This window comes from Methylobacterium mesophilicum (genome assembly GCF_036441335.1).
GTDB lineage: Bacteria > Pseudomonadota > Alphaproteobacteria > Rhizobiales > Beijerinckiaceae > Methylobacterium > Methylobacterium mesophilicum_B.
Window position 1 is genome coordinate 186,973 of sequence record NZ_MLBW01000028.1, and the last position, 17,035, is coordinate 204,007.

Sequence of the window (17,035 nt, forward strand, 5' to 3'; positions counted from 1 at the left end):
GAGTCGGGTCAGCACCACGTTGGCCCCGTCGTTCGTCGGGTCGGTGCTGATGACATGTGCCCGACGGGTGCCAACGTCCCCTCGGTTGTGGCTTGCCGGTGTCGGATCAAGACTTCGTTCGGACAAGGAGACCGTGATGGCGAACGAGACGAACCTTCCTGCTCCTTCGGGCGACGGCCCGAACCAGCGCGAAGAGATCGGGAGCGGGCGCTTCCACAGGCAGCCGTTGTCGCGCCTCGCCAGTCTGCCGCGAAGCTTTGGCCGGGAGGAGGCGCCGGAGCCGGAACCCGTTCAGGTCAAGAGCCCGACCATACTCGACATCCTCGATCAGCGGGCGGCGGACCGCGGGACCGGGTTCGTTCCCTACGACGAGCGGACCTCTGCCTCGGCCCACCGGAGAAACGTCCGCGCCAACAAGCTCGCCAGGGACCCAGGCAGCAAAGGGACGCCGCTCACGTTTGACGACTATCACCAGTATTACATGGACTGCGACGGCGGGCTCGTGCTGGACGAGAATGGCGATCAGGTGTCCCCTCCCTAGGCCTGCCGTGCCTGCCCATGAAACTCCTGGAAGCCCCGGCATGGCGAGCGCCTGTCCGCCTCCGAGGCGTTTCGGGTACGCTTTGACGGCCGGCCGAAACTCAGGACCTCGATCGAGGGCAGGCCACCGTCGTCACCCATCTTGAAGCCGGTTCCGGCCGAAGGTGCGTGTGCCTCCATCCCGGATCAACGCCGACAAGCTCTGGGCTGCTTCGGTCACGGACCTCAACAAAGATAGCTTACAAGGCACGCAGATCAGGGCTTCGTGGCTCGTCGGCTGCGCCGTCCTCTCGCTGTTCTCCTCGCGCCTCAAGCGCGGGAAGGCTGCGGACGATGGAGGATGGAGACCATGTCATATCAGGCCAGGGAAGCGACTCGATTGCTTCGTCCGCCTGCCCGCAATCCCATTCGCCGTAGGGTTGAGCGAACCATCGACCGGCGATCAATCGATGCAGAGGGCGCGCCCAAGACCCGGTGACATCGGCGCGCTCATGGCGCGCGTGCCTCGTCCCAGCAGCCCCGACCATCCTTCCAAGACAGCTGCGCGGGTGTCATGGATTGAATCCCGACGCCCGGCCCACGGCACGAGTGCTTGAATTGGTCCAAGCACGTTCCGGATTATTGCCTCTCTATACGCTCTCAGAAGGCGCGGATCCCGCTTTTTGAGGCAGCTCCTCGTCCAACGGAATCGCGAAGCGAGCATTCAAAGCCTGTATGCGGGCCTTCAATCTTTCTGTCGTTGAAAATATATGGTCATTGAATTCCCTGGGATACCGTACGTTAGGATGTTCCGCCAGATGATCCGGAACCTTGCTGTCAGGGGAATCTGCGGCGTACCAGTCAAATATCAGCGTCGATGTGAAATAATCTGAGACATAGCCCTTCATTTCGGCGTCATCAAGCAAATGCATGTTAGCTACTAAAGTGGATCTCACTTTTTCATTCTGATCTTTGAACAATTTCTTGACAGTGAAATTCCTGTCTTCCAATTTTTTGCTCATCCAAAGGTCGTAGGTTTTCTGCTGGCCCTTGAGATACGCATAGACGGGACCATAGAGCATGGAGAGTTGGCGCTCCCGATATGCGAGCTCTGCTTTCATCAGGAAATCTTCTCGCAATATATTGCTTTCGATTGTCTTGACCGCGTGCGTATTGAGTTCCAGTGCGGCGCGGATTCTATCCGCGTCGGCGTGTGTTGCCAGATTTTTCATCCTAACGGAGAGATAGGCACTTATTGCACTGCTGAGAATAGCTCCGATTCCGGCTATGGCAGCGAAAATCTGAGTCGAATAGGCTGCGATAAAGACTCTGATCGCGTCCATTCCTGAAGGTCCTTGCGGAGCTGCCCGAAAACTTGCTTTCCCTGGCCTCACAAAAGGGCATGCCATGGCAGGATGCGCAAGCTGTTGGTCTGGAGCTGCCTCAACCTGATCATGACATGATGCGCGCCAATGATCCTTGCTCGCATGCTGTTGCTGCCGCGGGATGATCGCACGTTCGCGGGCTTCCGGTCTGGGACATACCCTTGAGCGTCGATCGGGCAGGGTCCTGCAAGCCAGTCCAAAGGTGACCTGTTCCGGCGGGCGCGGTTGTCGTCAGGTGCGCTCTGTCCTTCACCGCAGCGAAAGCAATATGCTGTCATGCTGTCCTGTGCGAACGAGGCGGAGACAGCATGGCGACCGAGGCGACGCGGACGACGGGCGGGTCTCGACACCGCGCAAGGGAGGAGCGGGTCCCGAAAGCCGACCGGCCGTCCTCCGGCCCGGCAGCCTCGAAGAACGCCAAGGTGATGGTGTACGTGCCGCCGGCGATGCACCGCGCCATTGCGGAGGTGGCGCTGGAACTCGGGCGCTCAAAAAGCTCGGTCTATGTCGATGCAATCGCCGCTTACCTCCGGCTGCGAGGTGGCGCGCGCCGGCGCGACGGAGCCGGTTACCGGAACGAACTGCCCGACGCATCCCGACCGGCCGTCCCGGCTGACCTGGAACTTCCCGGGTTGCCTGCCGCTACGGCCGCCCAGGCGGAAGCGCTCGACGCCATGACCGGGCGCTTGGCGACCGCCGACGCGGAACGCGGCGAACTGATACGGAGGATGATGAAGCTCGAGGAAGCGGTCTCGGCGATCGCACATCGCATCGATGGCGCCACTCCGCAGCAGGAGGAGACGAAACCAGTCTCCTCGGGTCGCCGGGTCCCGGCAAGGACCCGCAGTACGCGTGCCGCGAAGTCGGACGAGGCGGCAACGGTGCCTGAGCCGAAACACCTTCCGGACGGCGCCGTAGCCCAGGGGGGTCAGCTCGACGCGCCGCCGGACGAGAGCCCGAGCAGGCGGAAGCGCCCGCGCTCCCCGGATGGGGCCAGCTTGCGGGCGCAGGCGGAGCAGGCGATGCTGGCTGCGTTGCGCGCGGCGGGCCCCGGTGGACTGACGGGCGGGGAGCTCAACGGCGTCCTGGCGGCGGGCGGCTTGCCGAGTTGGGCCGGGGATGAAGGCAAGGTGAGACTGAAGCGTTCCGGCGAGGCGGTCCGTAACGAGAACGGCCGCTGGACGATCGTGCCTCAGGGCCCGACCACCAGCTCGCAGCCTTCGCGCCGCAAGACGCAGGTGTGATCATACCGGCTTGCGGCTTGTCGTTCTCCCGGAGCGTCGCCCAAGCCTGCCGGCAGTCGAGATAGAGCCGGCGACGCCGTGAGGGGGCGCCCGCCGGGATCGACGGCGTCGTAGACGCGGCCCGGGCCGCTGCCGTCCGGGTCGACCAGCGGGCTTATCGGCTCGTTCGGCGCTCGGCGGGGAAGGGGCCCGAGGCCCTCTGGCGTTCGGGAATCCAAGGTTCCCGTCATCCGAGCGTGCCTCCGCTCGCGCCGGCGCGGCGCAGAGCTCAATGCGTGTCGAGGGCGAGCGCCCGGTCGCGCACGCGCAGGATCGCCTCCACCGCGCACCGAAGCCGCCGCACGGATCCCCCGCGCCACCGCGAGCGAAGGGCGGCCCGTTCGACTCCGTCGAGGGGCGCATGGAACCGCGGATCCAGCCCCGCATCCCGCGCGACGGCGGCCAGGACACCCGGAAGGAGCGCGTCGAGGTGCTCCGCCCCCGGCTCGGGAAACCGGATCAGGCGCATCCGGTCCAGCAGGGGGCCCGGCAGGCCGGCGTGGGCGTTCGCCGTGCAGACGACCGTCACCCACGACAGGTCCAGCTCGGCCTGGAGGCTGGGGTCGGGGAAGCGGGAGGCGTTCTCCGGGTCCAGCAGCTGGAGCATCGCATCCCACAGGCGTCCGTATTCGGATCGCGTCGCGGCCTTGTCGATCTCGTCCACGAGCACGAGCGGGTTGGCCTGGGCGTGGCGGGCCACGGCCATGAACGGCCTGCACGGCTCCGACGAGTACCAGCGCCGCTCCGTGCCCCCGAAGCTGGCGCCCGCGTCGTTCGCGCCGTCGACGCGGAGCAAACCGACCCCAAGGGTCTCCCCCAGCCGCCGCACGAAGCGCGACTTCCCGGACCCGGGCGGCCCGACCACGAGCAGCGGCGACGCGTGCACGTGGGGACGGCCGGCGAACGCCCCGAGGACGGCGTCGACCGCCCGGACGGCGTACGGGAATTCCTCCGCCAGGGCGAGCCGCGCCGCGGAGAGGTCGGGCGTGGGGACCAGCGGCAGGGCCTTGCCGATCGCGTGCTCGTAGCCGCGCGCGATCTCCTTCCCCTTGGCGGTGCCTGTCGCGGCGATGCGGGCGCAAACGATGACATGGCCAGGCGGGACGGAGACCGGGTCGACCGCCTCGTCCGGGACGCTCTCGCGCGCACGCAACCTCTCCCGGAGAACCTCGACCTCGGTACGGGCCTGAAGCTCGACGCGCGCACGTGCCTCCCGTGCGGCGGCGAGGGTCAGCGGCTCCGAGACGGCGCGGCCGACACCGAGCGCGACCTGCGCGAGGCTGCCGTGGACCCAAGCCTCGCATGGCCGTCCTCCGGCGATGGCCGAGAGCCCGATGGCGAGCAGCCGCGCCTCGTGGCGCAGCGCCGCCCAGGCGGCGTCGACCGCCGCCTGCCACGCGGCCTCGGCGGACGCGAGGACCTCCGGTGGCGGCACGGCCTCGCCGAGCGCGTCGAGCTCTGGCCAGGGCGTATCGCCTTCCTCGGCGGCCTGTACCGCCGCCGTGGCGAGCGCGAGTTGATGGAGGACCGCACCGGTCTCCGCCATCCGGTCCAGGTACGACCACGCCGCGGCCGCAGCGCGCCCGGCCAAGGGCGCCAGCCGATCATGCGCGCCGATCAGCACCAGGCTTTCGGCGACCTCCCTGAGGACGGGGTCGTCCTCGCTCGCGGCCGCCCGGTCGAGCGCGGCAAGGCCTTCGGCCGGGTCGCCGGGCGGCAACCGTGGGAGAGGCGCCACGTCGTCGGTCCACCGCGCCAGGCCGACGCATTCCCCGACATGGCCGCGGATCCACGCCGCGACGACGGCGCCCAATCCTTCCGACGTCGCGTCGGCGTCGGCCGCGAGCTGCGCCGGCAAGGGGCCGCGCGCCGCGTCCGGATCGAGCCCGGCGCGCAAGGCGCGCGGGAGGTGACGCACGACGATGGCGCGCGCGACCGCGGGGGGCACTTCCTCCATGGCATTCTCCGTGAGGCGGTGGTGATCGCGGCGTGGCGCCGCTCAGGCCGTCGGGTCGAGGTCGATGACGAGGCCGGGCTCGAAGGACGGGTTCTCGCTCCCGTAACCCTTCGGATTGCAGACGATCCGGGTCGGCCCCGCGCGATGGTCCCGGCTTGCGTGGACGTGCCCGTGCACCCACAGCTCGGCCGCGAGCGACGCGACGAGCCCGTCGAGGCGCGAGGCGAAGGCCGGGTTGAGCGGCTTGCCGGCGAAGGCCGGGTCGAGCGAGGAGGCCGTCGGGGCGTGGTGGGTGACGACGATCCGCGCCCGGGCGCCCGTCCAGGCTCGTCGGCCGCCGAGTGCCTCGAGCCGGGCGCGACTCGCGCGATGGATCGCGGCCGCGTCCTCGGGGCGGAAGGGCAGGGGCCCCGGACGGCGCGTCCGGTCGATCAGGCGATGGTCGCTCATCATGCGCCGGGCATCGTCCATCGCCGCCCCGACCCCGTCCTCGCCGTCGAGCGCGTAATCGGTCCAGAGGGTGCAACCGGCGAAGGCGACGTCGCCGATCCAGGCGACCTCGTCCTCCAGGAAATCGACGCCGAGCCGGGCGGCGGCGGCCCGTCCGCGCGCCAGGTCGTCGGGCAGGCATCCGCGATAGAACTCGTGGTTGCCGCCGACGAACACCACCCGCATGTGCGGGCGGATCGTTCGAGCGAGCCACGCGAGCGATGCCTCGATGCCCTTGCAGACATCCCCCGCGACCACGGCGACGTCGGCGGCGGGAATCTCCGGTGGATCCCACGGCGGGCCGACGTCGCGATGGAGGTCCGAAAGAATCCAAAGGCGCATGCGCACGTCTCCTGCCGCCGGCGGCGCGCCGGCGTCGATCAGGGCGGGAAAGGGCGGGATTCCGGAAGGTATTCGCTGAGGCGGCTAATGCAGGCCATCCGTGGGCGCCCCTTCGGGCGTCCTCAGCACGTACCAACGCGACAGCGTCCGCGCCCACGTCGCCCGATCGGTCAGGAACACCTCGCTCGTGCGCGCCCGGTGGCCCTCCGCGATGCAGGGGTGCCCGCTCACCCGTCCCTTGAGGATCGGCGCGGTGACGGCGTCGTACGACCAGCCGTCGAGCACCGGGGCGCCGGCGAGGTCCGCCAGGGTCGGCCCGAACCCCGCCTCCACGGCCTCGATGTCGTCGGCGAGATCGCGAAGCCGGTCGGGGAGGGACCGGCCGTCGGCGGCGACCGCGATCCGTTCCTGCTCGTCGAGTGCGGCGGCCTCCAACGGCACGAAGCGTGTCGGCGCCGACGCGGCCATGGCCACACGGAGCGCCGCGAGGAGCAGGAGCCCGGAGCGAAGCGTCCGGCCCCGAAGGGCAGACCCTTCGAGTGCCGTGGCCTCGCCCCGCCCCAGGGGCGGAAGGGCGAACGGAAGCACGCGTGCACCCGGGACGAGCTCGGCCATGGCGGAGGCGAAGCGGGCGGCCGCGGGGGCTCCGCCGGCACGTCGGCAGCCGAGATACCAAGGCGCCGGATCGGCGCGGCGGTCCCGGCCCATGCCTGCGACTCGACGCTCGTCCGCCTCGTGCGGGCCGACGACGGCGACCGGCACGTCGAGGAGGGCCCGGACCTCGGCCCGTCCGAGCGAGCCCGGCGCGAGGTCGAGGACCAAGGATATGCCCTCGTTGCGGCTGGCCTCGACGGCCGAGCGCAAGGCCGGCTCGAGGCCCGGACCCGTCCTGCGGACAGGCACCACGGCCAGCGTGGCGTCCGAGGCTGGCGCGGCGGCAGGATCGTCGAGGAGCAGGCTGGCCCGCCCTTCGACCATCGCGATCGTGCGCGCTGCCAGGAGCGCCGCATGCGACGCGTCCGTGCGCCCGGAGGCGCCGGCGAAACCGATGACCATGTCTGGAACTCCCGACGCACGATGCATCGGCGGCGGAACCGCGACGCATGGCTGAGAATGCTGGGAGACAAAATGATAGTGATGCTCGATCATTAAGTCAATACAGATCAATTCGACAAATGAGAAATTCCATATTCTTCCGTACTATTTCGTACGTGTTCAGCAATTCGCGGTGATAGTTAACAGCGCAAGGGGGCCGATATTCGGCGAAGAACTTCCGGCCCGGCAAAGGCACAGCCTCTCGGAAATGATGGTCCGATCCCGTCGCATCCGTCATCGGCGGCCGCGTCCATCGGCGTGGACCGGCCGGCTGGCCGGCGGCTCGCGCGGCGCCGGCTCGCAGCCCGGTCCCGCCTGCTACGGCCACGGTGGCCGACTGGATGGCGTTGCCCGGCGCGTAGGGGATCGGCTCGTCGAGGCCGTAGCGGGCGAAGTCGATCCCCGTGGAGGCGGAGAAGTGCGCGAGCCGCCGGCCAGCCGGCCGGTCCACGCCGATGGACGCGGCCGCCGATGACGGATGCGACGGGATCGGACCATCATTTCCGAGAGGCTGTGCCTTTGCCGGGCCGGAAGTTCTTCGCCGGGTCCCGGGACCGAGACGTCTGCCTGCCCGGGCTTCCCGGACCGGCGTCGTCCGCCAGCCGCCCGTAGGCCTCGGCGAGGCCGACGAGACGGCCGGCCAGCCGGCGCTCCGCCGGCAGCTGCCGGGCTGCCATCAAGGTGGCGATGCCGGCGGCATCGATGGCCGCGGCCATCGGGTCCGAGGCGACCGCGATGGCCAGCGCGGCGAGCAACGTCGCCGTGCCGAGAACGGCGTCGTCCGCCCGCCACTCGTGCATGTCGCCCAGCGCGCGCGGCGACATGCGGGGGAGCGCCATCGGCAGCGCCCGCGCCGCGAAGGGCAGACGCGGCCCGCGCGCCGGGGAGAGCCTCGCCTTCGTCGCAAGGATCGACTGATCGGCCCCGGCGAGGAACCAGACCGGGATCGGATCGTAAGCCCGGTCGCGCGCCTCGCCGGGATCGACTGCCACGTACTGCGCCGCACGGAGGGCGCGCGCGGCGGGGACAGGTTCGCGTCCCACGGCGATGGCGGCGTCGAACTGGTGGCGAACCACCCTGTCACGCGCGTGGGCGAGCGGCAGCGCCGCCACGACGTCGGCCCCGCGCCCGTCCGTGTCCCGCAGCAGGCGCTCGACGTCGTACCCGTTGGCGCGGTCCGAGAGGGTGACCACCGACACGCCGTCGGGCGGCGTCGCGCGCCCGGCCACCGGCGCGGGTTCCTGCAGGGCGAGGACCGTCGTCCCGCCGAGCTGGGACAGGCCGAGACAGGTCAGCCGCGCGCAGAGCGTTCCGGCCTCGTCGTCGGAGAAGAAGGCGATCTTGGTCATGTCGGTGGTTCCTTTGCTTCCATAGTTCCGGAATAATCGAACTATAGTCGATCTTGGCCCTTCAGTCATCGTTCAACAGTCTGGGCGGTGCCGCGATGGTTACCGAAACCTTGACGGGGGGCATGTGGAGCTGGCCGATGGTAGTGGGCCAGCGAACATCAGGATGCGCAGTGCCAAGTCAAATATAAGAAAAATCGATATCATATTTGTCGGCGAGGAACAGAGATCCGAAGTCAGAAATCACATTATTGAATAGTATGCCGATTGATGTTCAAATTATGCCAGCAGCAGGACGATCCGGATCCGGAATATCCATGCGGCCGAACCGGAAAGGCGGCGGTCGCTTGCCTCTACCATTTGAAACCGAAGGCTTGGCCGCAAGGATCACTGCAATCGGCCACCGAAGCCGAGCGATGCCCGTGTCGGGCCGGAAGAGTCGACCATCCTCGCTATCCACAGGCGCACGCTTTCCGCAGTATCCGCGACCTGGGACCGCGCGGCGCGGCGATGCGGCGGAGTGGGACGACGCCATCGTTCCGGCGCGCCCGCGGCTGGACCGTTCCGGCCGTTCAGGCCTCGATCACGAGGGCCGGGTCGAACCCGGCATAGCCGCGCTCACCCACCCGAGGGTTCGCCACGACGCGCGTCCGGCCGATCCGGCAGTCGACGGCGCGAGGTACGTTGCCGTGGACCCAGAGCCTCGGGGCGCCCCAAGCCTCCATCGCGGCCTCGGCCTCCGAGGCACGGGACGCGGCCACCCATCCGTCCTCGTGCCAGCCTTCCCAATCGTCGGGCAGGGAGCGGGGGCTCGGTGAGTGGCAGGTGAGGACCACCGCGACGTCGCCCTTGCGCACGCAGTCCAGGCACGCGTTCGTGCCGGCCGCGAGACCCAGCGACTGGATCATCGCGCTGGTCAGGGCGTCCTCGATGTAGGCGCGCGAGCGCGCGTGCATCGCGAGGGAGTCGAGCGGCGTCAGCGCGCGCCCCCGCCTCAGCCGGATCGTCTTCCCGTCCTCGCCGGCCGTGCGGGCCATGACCCGCGCGCTGGGCCGTTCCGGCGACGCGCCCAGGCGCCAGTCCGTCCAGAAGGTGGCGCCGATGACGACGGTACCGTCACCGTCCGGGGGGCCGAAGCGGGCGGCGGCGTCGGAGAGGAGGTGGAAGCCCAGCCGATCGGCGAGTTCCCGCCCGCGGGCGAGCGCCTCGACCAGCGGCGTCGCCGAGCGGTACTCGACGTTCCCGGGCACGACGAACACGGGGCGGCCTGCCTGCCGCCCGCCGAGTGCGGCAGCCAACCGGTCGAGCGACTCGCACAGGCCGGCCCCGACGTTCCCGGCGACCAGCACCGCGTCGCAATCCGGCGGGTCCGGCAGGGCGTACCCAGGATCCTCGTCCAGGCGGAGGTCCGAGAGGATCCAGAAGGCGCGGCGGCTCGCCCGCGCGGCCACACCCGGACGGGAGCGGCTCGGCTCGACGCGTGCCGGCGTCGGCTCCGCTCCGACGTATCGGCGCGGTTCGGGAAGTGGGGCGGGTGTCTGCCGGACCCGCACAGGCGCGTTCATGGGACCTCCGGCTTCTAGATGGCGGGATCGCGGCGTCGGCCCGCGGCGCCGGCCGGTGAGCCGGGCTCCTTCGCGCGCACCGCGGCAGGGCGACGGGATGGCCCCGGGGACGGAATGGGATCGGCGAGGGATGGTCGACCAACCGGCGGGGTCGGGATCAGCGGCGGACCAGCGGCCACGCCGAAGGGATGCGGCGCGAACTCGGCGCCGGATCTGACCTTAATTCGAATATAATGGAATTATAGGGGATTGCGGGGCTGGGGTCGAGAGCGGCGGCGATCCGGCGGGCGTTGATTGCGGGGACATCGCTCTTGATAGCTTGTCCGCGGCCCCGAGACCGGCGGATCGGCTTGCGGAGCACGCCCCGGGGAAGAACGCCAAGGTTTGGTCCCCGGACGGTCCCGATGTCGTGTTGCCGCAACCGACCGTGCGGGCCCCGAACAAACGGGATATGTCCGCCGCTCTGCAGGCAGGGACCGTTCACCGTCGGTCGCGAGAGTCAGTCGCGTCGTGCCTCCTCGCCGCCGCCCGGGCTCGTCTTCCGCGACACTCGCGGACGCGTGGTCAGTCCGTCGAAGACCGCCGGGATTCCTCGTGGCTGTTCACCCTGGGTGCCCTGCGGGTGGCCATTCCCGGCTGTGCAAGGGCGATGCGCCCCGCGCAGGGCGACACCGGCAGGCGGCCGCCCGGAGTCGACACGGACACCCAGGTTCCCTATAATTTCAAAGTATCGAAATTATCGAATAAAAAAGCGAGGGGAGACGAGCCGACGTCACGCGGACCGTCGCGGCACGGCGGCTAGCATCGCCCGCACCCGCCCGTCGAACCGGATCCTTGCGGGCTCCGTGCTTCGATGGGCCCGCAGCTGCCGATCCGCCCCACCGCAACACACGGGAGATGACATGCCGCGCCCGGCCGACCCTCGGAAGGCGTACCTGGAGTTCCACGGCGCCGGCTGGCGCGTCGTGGTCTTCGTGCCGGCCGCGGTCCGCAGGGCTGTCGGCGCGACCAAGCTCGTCCACAACCTGGACACGGACAGCCTGCGGCAGGCGAACGCGCGCAAGAGGCCGTACGTGGAGCGGTTCAAGCGTCGGATCGCGGCCGCGCTCGAGAGCGTCGGCCGGCCGTCGGAGGACGATCTCAATCTCGCCGTCGAGCTGTCCAGGGTCGCGCGCGACCTGAAGCGGGATGGCACTCCCGAGGACCGCGACGAGTTCGACAGGGCCGTGTACGAGCGGCACGCGGAGATCCGGTGGAAGGATGCGCGCTGGATCCCGGCCGAGGATCCCGAGGAGGGTCCGACGCACGTCGAGCAGGCCCTTCCGGAGCAGGCCGCGAAGGCGATGCTCTTCTCCGCCGTGGCCCACGGCCGCGTCACGCCCTTCGACCTCAAGCACGAGGAGTACCTGGGTGGGCTCGACGTCAAGGGCCGCACGCTGGCGGATGACGCGCGCGCCCTGCGGATGCTGAAGGCTTGGTGCGAGCGCGAGGGGATTCCACCCATGCTGGAGGCGGTCGACGTCAGCGTCGCGCACGCGTTCGTCGACCACCTCGTGGCGAACTCGGGCCTCGACCACGTGACGTGCAAGAAGTACGTCGGGCGGCTGGCCGCCTACTGGCAATGGATGGCGCCGCGACTCCCCGCGGCGGCGGGGAAGAACGCGTTCGCCGGCATCGTCATCCGCCGGCCGAAGAGGAAGCCCGGGAAGAAGGAGCGCGCGTTCACCGACCGCGAGCTCGCCGACCTGCTGCTCGGGCCGGCCTCGCCCCACATGCAGGACCTGATGATGATCGGCGCCCTCTCGGGCGCACGCCTCGACGCGATCGTGGACCTCAAGGTGCAGGATACGGACAGGAATTGCTTCAGGTTCAAGGCGCAGAAGAGCGAGCCGGGCGACCGCTACGTGCCAATCCATCCCGAGCTTCGCTTGGTCGTCGCCCGGCGGAGGATGGGCAAGGCTGCCCAGGACGACCTGTTCCCGGAATGGCCCCCGGTGCGGAAGGCGGGTTCGATGCGGGAGCGCAGCTTCAAGACCTCGAACCACTTCACCCTCTATCGCCGGAGCGTGGGCGTCGACGACCAGGTGCCGGGCAAGCGCCGTTCCCTCGTGAATTTCCACTCGTTCCGGCGGTGGTTCATCACCCGCATGGAGCGCGCGGGCGTCCCCGGACCCATGATCGCGTCGATCGTCGGTCACACGCGCGGCTCGATCACCCTGGACGTCTACAGCGAGGGACCGGCCATGCGCGCCGCCCGGAAGGCCATCGCGCGGATCGGGCTGCCGCCCCTCGACGGCAGCCCGATCGAGGAGGAGATGGGCCTGCGGGCGCCGGAGGACCGGTAGGCGTCCGGCGAGGCGGGCGCCCCCGCCTGGACGGGATCGCCCGAATCCCGATCCCTGGCCTTCCGGGGTTGCCCCTACGCGGTAGGCATGTCCCCGGGGGTGAGGGCGGCCCGGGTCAGGAAGTCGACGAGCCCCGCCAGCGGGCCGGCCGGGGCGCGGCACAGGAGGACCGTGGAGCGTCTCTCCTGAGTGACCAGTCCGGCGTGCACGAGCTGGCGCAGGTGGTTGGACAGCGTCGACTTCGCGTCGATTCCCAGCCGTTCCTGGAGCGCGCCCACGGACAGTCCCGCATCCCCGGCTCGCCTGAGCTCGATCAGGGCCCGCAGGCGGACCGGGTTCCCCATCGCCTCGAGGAGGCTGGCGGCTGTCGAGGCGTCCATGGTTACGGGTTCGTCCGGGGGCGCGCGCCGTGTCAAGCCGCGCCGGCGGTTGGCGGGGTCTCAGCCTGGATTTCTATGGGGTCGAACGCCGAACGCCCCATGGATCCATTCGTCCAAGGCCTCGGCATCCAAGGTCGTGCTGCCAACCAAGAGGCGGCGCTCGTTCTCGAAGACCACCGCGATCTCAAGGGGTTTGCCCGGCTTTGCCGATGCCTGGACCGCACGAGAGCCGCCCAGCCAATTCCCCTCTATCTCGGAAAGGGCGATGTTGAACCGATATGGCAGGGCCGATTGGCAATTGGCCAGGCAATTTCGTGCAACTTCTTCGTCGTAAAAAGTTATGTAGATCCGCTCATGCTCGAAACTTACGGTCGCTGAAGCAGGCTGTCCGTCAAGTCCGAAGCCAATCGTCGTCGCACCATATCCCATTGCAGCCAGCTTCTTCCCGCGGCCCGCGCTTCCCCGGCGCAGGCACCGCAGCATCCGACAGGGTCGTCACGTTGTCCATGTACCATGGACGGCCGCGAATCGGACTCTTCAGGCTGGCTCTCGCCAAGGCCGATGCAGGGCCGAGATCACTCACGGAAGTTCGATCGGGCACCAGGCGGCGTGCGCGGCCACGGCAGCTCCGCCGACCCTCGCGCGTCGCCGGGCCGAACAGCCGCCCGCGATGATTCAGGCGGAACCCGTCAACCCGCCCCATCAAGGGCACCACCACTTCCCGTTCCCCAGCGGTATGCAAGGCCCTTTGCTGTTGGAATAGGTTCCATCGGGAACCAGCTGCGGCGCGTCCTGCATGGAGATTGGTGCGGGAGAGCCCGCATCGGCGTGGAGAAAGGTGCTCTCAAGCTCGTTCGCCGGGGCTCGCAGATAAAGGCTGACGATCGGAAGCAACTCATTATCGCGGATGGCTTCCCCGAGGTGCTCGTATCCGGTCACCGCCCCTTCGGGCACCTCGACCCATCTCGATCCGATCGCGGGCTTCGCGAAGGAAATGGCCGCAGGTCCGTTTGGCGACCTTCGGACGAAGCCCGTGAGCACCCGGGGCGGCCCATCCGCGAGTTCCTGGAACATCTGGCCCGCCGAGAACGGTCGAGCTGACGCGGAGGCTGATCCTTTGGACCGGCGTGTCATGCAGCACCCCAAGAATGCGACGTGTTTTCGGGAATTCGGACTCTCACCGAGGTTGATAAGTTGTCAACCGATTTTCCGTAAAGACTCGAGGGATATTCAGAGTGTCAACCGAATTGCCGTGTGCAGCATGAAACTGAACGCTCTTGCCGCCATGGCTTGCTCAATCGTGCTATCTGGGTGCATAGCAATAGATCAATATTCTTCGCGTGCAGTCAGTTTCAACGAACAGGCGGCCCAGGCCAAGGCCGAGTCCGTGCTGTTGAATATCATTCGAGCGACGTACTCCGAACCCCTGCAGTTCACGGACATCTCCACGGCGCAGGGGACTTCCTCCGTCACCGGCACCTTGGCGGCGACATCCAGCGTGCCGACGCGCGGGGGATTTCTCACGCCGCTGCCCCAGCAGTTCCTGGGGCTGAACCCGACCCTCAGCAGCCAGGGCGCGAACCAATTCAACCTCAACAACCTCAATACCCAGGAATTCTACAACGGGCTGCTCGCCCCCGTTACGGTTCCTCAGCTCGCCGCGTTCCTGCGCACCGGTTACGACCCGGTCGTCCTCCTCGCGATCGCCATCGACGAGGTCGAGATCCAGAACGGCAAGAACAGGGTCCTGCTCAGGAACGACGTCTCCGATCCGGACCAGCATGCCGGATTCATATTCGCGATGGACCAGCTCGTCTCCAGGGGGCTGAGCGCCGAGGATTCCGGGCCGGACACGAAGGTGGGTCCGCCTCTGGACGCGGAAGAAGCCAAGGCCCTCCTCGGTCCGATCCTCAAGTCGACGGCCACGGATGCGCCGGCCCTGAGGAAGGACGACCGCACCGGACAATTCCAGCTGACGAGGAAGGGCGGCGCGTCGAGGCTTTGCTTTGACCCGAGGCGGGCCAGTTCCAAGATGTTGAAGGGCGGCCCGGTCCGGTATCAGCTGGTGCCGGAGAACCCGCCGCTGACGCCCATACCCCTGGCGTTCCGGGAAGCGGTCGCAGGGCCACCGCAAGCGGTCTCGGATCTGGTCGTCCGGCCCAGGCCAGGAGATTTCTGCGGTGCGCGACGCGACGTCCAGCTGGATCGATCGCTGGACGTGACAGTCAGGTTCCGCCCGCGCTCTATACAGGGGATGTTCCAGTACCTCGGCACGATCGCGCGCATGCAGCTGGGCATGAGCGACGGGGTGCCGAAATCCCTCACCCACCATGGCTGGGGACCGGACGACCCCGGGTACGAACTCTTCAAGTTGAATCTCGGCCCGACCAATACGGGGTACGCCGTCACTCATCGGGGCCAGACGTTCAGCATAGAAATCGACCCGAGCGGCAAGCGGAACGGCTCCAGCCGGGCGTTGCAAATCCTCACCGATCTTATCGCGCTCCAGAGTTCGGTGAAGAATTTCCCCGCCCAGAACCTGATTACGGTCGTCGGACCATAATGAATCGGGGGGGCTCCGGCACCTCGATGCTGGATGGTCGGGCAGCTCGGTATGGGGCCGCGGCGCGGCGGCCTGTCAGGGCGCCGGATGCGGGGCGGACTGAGCTCCGGCACCGTCTGCGGAAAACTGGTAACGGCCCGCCGCGCCCCCCAACGGAGTCTTGCGAAGCTTACGGGGACCCGACGGGCCCTTCGACTTCGCGGGGGCCTTCTACCGAGTATGGCGGAGGGCGCCGCCGCGCCGTGTCGAACATCACGGGGGTGCGCGCCATGGTAGCCAATCATGCGTCCTGCGCCTTGGATAATCAGGACCGAGCGCGTGGAGCGCTGGGGGCGGGCAATCCGGGCCGTCGTCCATTGCGTCCCTTCCGATCCGACGCAGCAGCCGGAAGGGCGGAGCTGGAGGCTCGGCTGAAGGGGCGCCTACCGCTCGCGGGCAAGAATTTCGGCTGCGATCGATCCACCGTGCCGGAAGGTCCCGGAATCGCTCGGTGGTGCTGTGCCGGAATCTTCCACGAACTCGGAGGCCGCGGCCACCGCCGTTCAACACCGCTTCGCGGTGACGTGGGTGGAGGCCTCTTCATGCCCTTGTTTCGAACTATGCGTTTTCGCCGGTCGCGGATCGGCTGCGCTGCCGTGCCAGGGCGTGACTTCCGTCGGCTCGAAGATGGTGCCGATGACCATGATCGCCATCAGAAGGATGCAAGTGCAGCCGATCTGGGCACCGGTGTTCCGGAGTGACGCTATGGCATCGACGACGAAGTCCGGATCGAGGTCTCGCGTGGTCCGTCTCATGGCTCGCGTCTCCGGCTGCAGGTGAAGGGAAATGCTGGCGCGGGTCCCATTCCGATTCTCAGAGCCCGTCCGGTAAGGGTCTGAGGCGGGGTTGAGTGGCCGGGATGGCGATGATTCCAGGAGGGTGCTGAAGCCTGACCTGGAAGCGCCATGTGGACCCCGACCACCCGGCGGCAGCATAGCCGCGTGGGCCTTCGCTATGAAACCGACCTGACCGACGCCGAGTGGGCGGTGATCGAGCCACTGATGCCGAGGCCAGCGCCCTGTGGCCGGCCTCCGCTCTGGACGACACGGGAGGTCCTGAACGCCATATTCTACGTTCTGAGGGGTGGGATCTCCTGGCGGTTGATACCCAAGGATCTACCGCCGCGCTCGACCACGTTCGGCTACTTCAGCCGCTGGCGCGACACAGGGCTGTTTGGCCGGATCAACCACCACCTGGTCATGGCCGATCGCGAGCGTGTCGGACGGGAAGCCTCACCATCTGCCGCGATCCTCGACAGCCAAAGCATCAAGACGACGGAGAGCGGCGGCCCGCGCGGCTACGATGCCGGCAAGAGGGTCAAGGGGCGCAAGCGCCAAGCGCTGGTCGACATGGACGGGCGCGCGCTCGTCCTCGATCCTCAGCCTGCCGACGTACAGGACCGCGACGGAGCCGTGCCGGTGCTGCGCCTGTCGCGGCGGACCTTCCCGTTCATCGCCAAAGCCTTCGCCGATGCAGGCTATGCCGGCAACAGACCGGCGACCGCCACGATCATCACGGTCGAGATCGTGCGCAAGCCGCCCCATCAAGTCGGCTTTGCCGTGCATCCACGCCGCTGGGTGGTCGAACGGTTCTTCGTCTGGATCAGCCGCAATCGCCGCCTCTGGAAGGACCCAGAGGCGACTATCGCCTCGGCCAGAGCATTCCTCTACGCGGCAGCCGTCATGATCCTCGTCAGGCGACTGGCCCGCTCAGCCTGACTTCTCGGA

The 17,035-nt window shown here is 68.3% G+C and carries 16 protein-coding genes; 5 read left to right on the forward strand and 11 right to left on the reverse strand.

Going from position 1 to position 17,035, the window contains the following annotated elements; genetic code table 11:
- Window positions 1-136: 136 nt before the first annotated feature.
- On the forward strand, window positions 137-541 hold the full coding sequence (locus MMR14E_RS19015; RefSeq protein WP_331316401.1) for a hypothetical protein: 405 nt from the start codon (window positions 137-139) through the stop codon (window positions 539-541).
- Between the two features lie 628 nt (window positions 542-1,169).
- Here MMR14E_RS19015 and MMR14E_RS19020 read toward each other — a convergent pair.
- Window positions 1,170-1,862 (reverse strand): hypothetical protein, encoded by a 693-nt coding sequence (locus MMR14E_RS19020; protein ID WP_331316402.1) that lies wholly within the window; start codon window positions 1,860-1,862, stop codon window positions 1,170-1,172.
- Window positions 1,863-2,212: 350 nt separating this feature from the next.
- On the opposite strand from MMR14E_RS19020, the gene MMR14E_RS19025 reads away from it, so the two are divergent.
- Window positions 2,213-3,148 (forward strand): hypothetical protein, encoded by a 936-nt coding sequence (locus MMR14E_RS19025; RefSeq protein WP_331316403.1) that lies wholly within the window; start codon window positions 2,213-2,215, stop codon window positions 3,146-3,148.
- A 268-nt stretch (window positions 3,149-3,416) separates the two neighbouring features.
- Here MMR14E_RS19025 and MMR14E_RS19030 read toward each other — a convergent pair whose 3' ends face one another.
- The 6 genes from MMR14E_RS19030 to MMR14E_RS19055 all read right to left on the reverse strand — a co-directional run bounded on the left by MMR14E_RS19030 (window position 3,417) and on the right by MMR14E_RS19055 (window position 9,981).
- On the reverse strand, window positions 3,417-5,144 hold the full coding sequence (locus MMR14E_RS19030) for an AAA family ATPase (protein WP_331316404.1): 1,728 nt from the start codon (window positions 5,142-5,144) through the stop codon (window positions 3,417-3,419).
- 42 nt (window positions 5,145-5,186) lie between these two features.
- Window positions 5,187-5,975, reverse strand: a complete 789-nt coding sequence (locus MMR14E_RS19035; protein ID WP_331316405.1) for a metallophosphoesterase — start codon at window positions 5,973-5,975, stop codon at window positions 5,187-5,189.
- An 84-nt stretch (window positions 5,976-6,059) separates the two neighbouring features.
- On the reverse strand, window positions 6,060-7,124 hold the full coding sequence (locus MMR14E_RS19040; protein ID WP_331316407.1) for a DUF6634 family protein: 1,065 nt from the start codon (window positions 7,122-7,124) through the stop codon (window positions 6,060-6,062).
- 4 nt (window positions 7,125-7,128) lie between these two features.
- Entirely contained in the window at window positions 7,129-7,521 is a 393-nt protein-coding gene (locus MMR14E_RS19045) for a hypothetical protein (protein WP_331316456.1), read from the reverse strand.
- 46 nt (window positions 7,522-7,567) lie between these two features.
- Window positions 7,568-8,419: a hypothetical protein gene (locus MMR14E_RS19050; RefSeq protein ID WP_331316409.1), complete on the reverse strand. Its 852-nt coding sequence runs from the start codon at window positions 8,417-8,419 to the stop codon at window positions 7,568-7,570.
- A 569-nt stretch (window positions 8,420-8,988) separates the two neighbouring features.
- On the reverse strand, window positions 8,989-9,981 hold the full coding sequence (locus MMR14E_RS19055; protein WP_331316411.1) for a metallophosphoesterase: 993 nt from the start codon (window positions 9,979-9,981) through the stop codon (window positions 8,989-8,991).
- 902 nt (window positions 9,982-10,883) lie between these two features.
- Between MMR14E_RS19055 and MMR14E_RS19060 the strand changes: the two genes are divergently transcribed.
- On the forward strand, window positions 10,884-12,326 hold the full coding sequence (locus MMR14E_RS19060) for a tyrosine-type recombinase/integrase (RefSeq protein ID WP_331316413.1): 1,443 nt from the start codon (window positions 10,884-10,886) through the stop codon (window positions 12,324-12,326).
- Window positions 12,327-12,400: 74 nt separating this feature from the next.
- Here the strand turns inward: MMR14E_RS19060 and MMR14E_RS19065 are convergent, their stop codons facing one another.
- From MMR14E_RS19065 to MMR14E_RS19075, 3 genes are all read right to left on the reverse strand, one after another.
- Complete coding sequence (locus MMR14E_RS19065; RefSeq protein WP_331316415.1) at window positions 12,401-12,706, reverse strand: ArsR/SmtB family transcription factor; 306 nt, start codon at window positions 12,704-12,706, stop codon at window positions 12,401-12,403.
- Window positions 12,707-12,766: 60 nt separating this feature from the next.
- On the reverse strand, window positions 12,767-13,189 hold the full coding sequence (locus MMR14E_RS19070) for a hypothetical protein (RefSeq protein ID WP_331316417.1): 423 nt from the start codon (window positions 13,187-13,189) through the stop codon (window positions 12,767-12,769).
- A gap of 219 nt (window positions 13,190-13,408) precedes the next feature.
- Entirely contained in the window at window positions 13,409-13,780 is a 372-nt protein-coding gene (locus MMR14E_RS19075) for a hypothetical protein (RefSeq protein ID WP_331316419.1), read from the reverse strand.
- Between the two features lie 187 nt (window positions 13,781-13,967).
- Here MMR14E_RS19075 and MMR14E_RS19080 point away from each other — a divergent pair, with 187 nt between their 5' ends.
- Entirely contained in the window at window positions 13,968-15,269 is a 1,302-nt protein-coding gene (locus MMR14E_RS19080; protein WP_331316421.1) for a hypothetical protein, read from the forward strand.
- A gap of 542 nt (window positions 15,270-15,811) precedes the next feature.
- Here MMR14E_RS19080 and MMR14E_RS19085 read toward each other — a convergent pair.
- Complete coding sequence (locus tag MMR14E_RS19085) at window positions 15,812-16,063, reverse strand: hypothetical protein (RefSeq protein ID WP_331316423.1); 252 nt, start codon at window positions 16,061-16,063, stop codon at window positions 15,812-15,814.
- A gap of 150 nt (window positions 16,064-16,213) precedes the next feature.
- On the opposite strand from MMR14E_RS19085, the gene MMR14E_RS19090 reads away from it, so the two are divergent.
- Window positions 16,214-17,026: an IS5 family transposase gene (locus tag MMR14E_RS19090; protein WP_331316425.1), complete on the forward strand. Its 813-nt coding sequence runs from the start codon at window positions 16,214-16,216 to the stop codon at window positions 17,024-17,026.
- Window positions 17,027-17,035 lie beyond the last annotated feature (9 nt).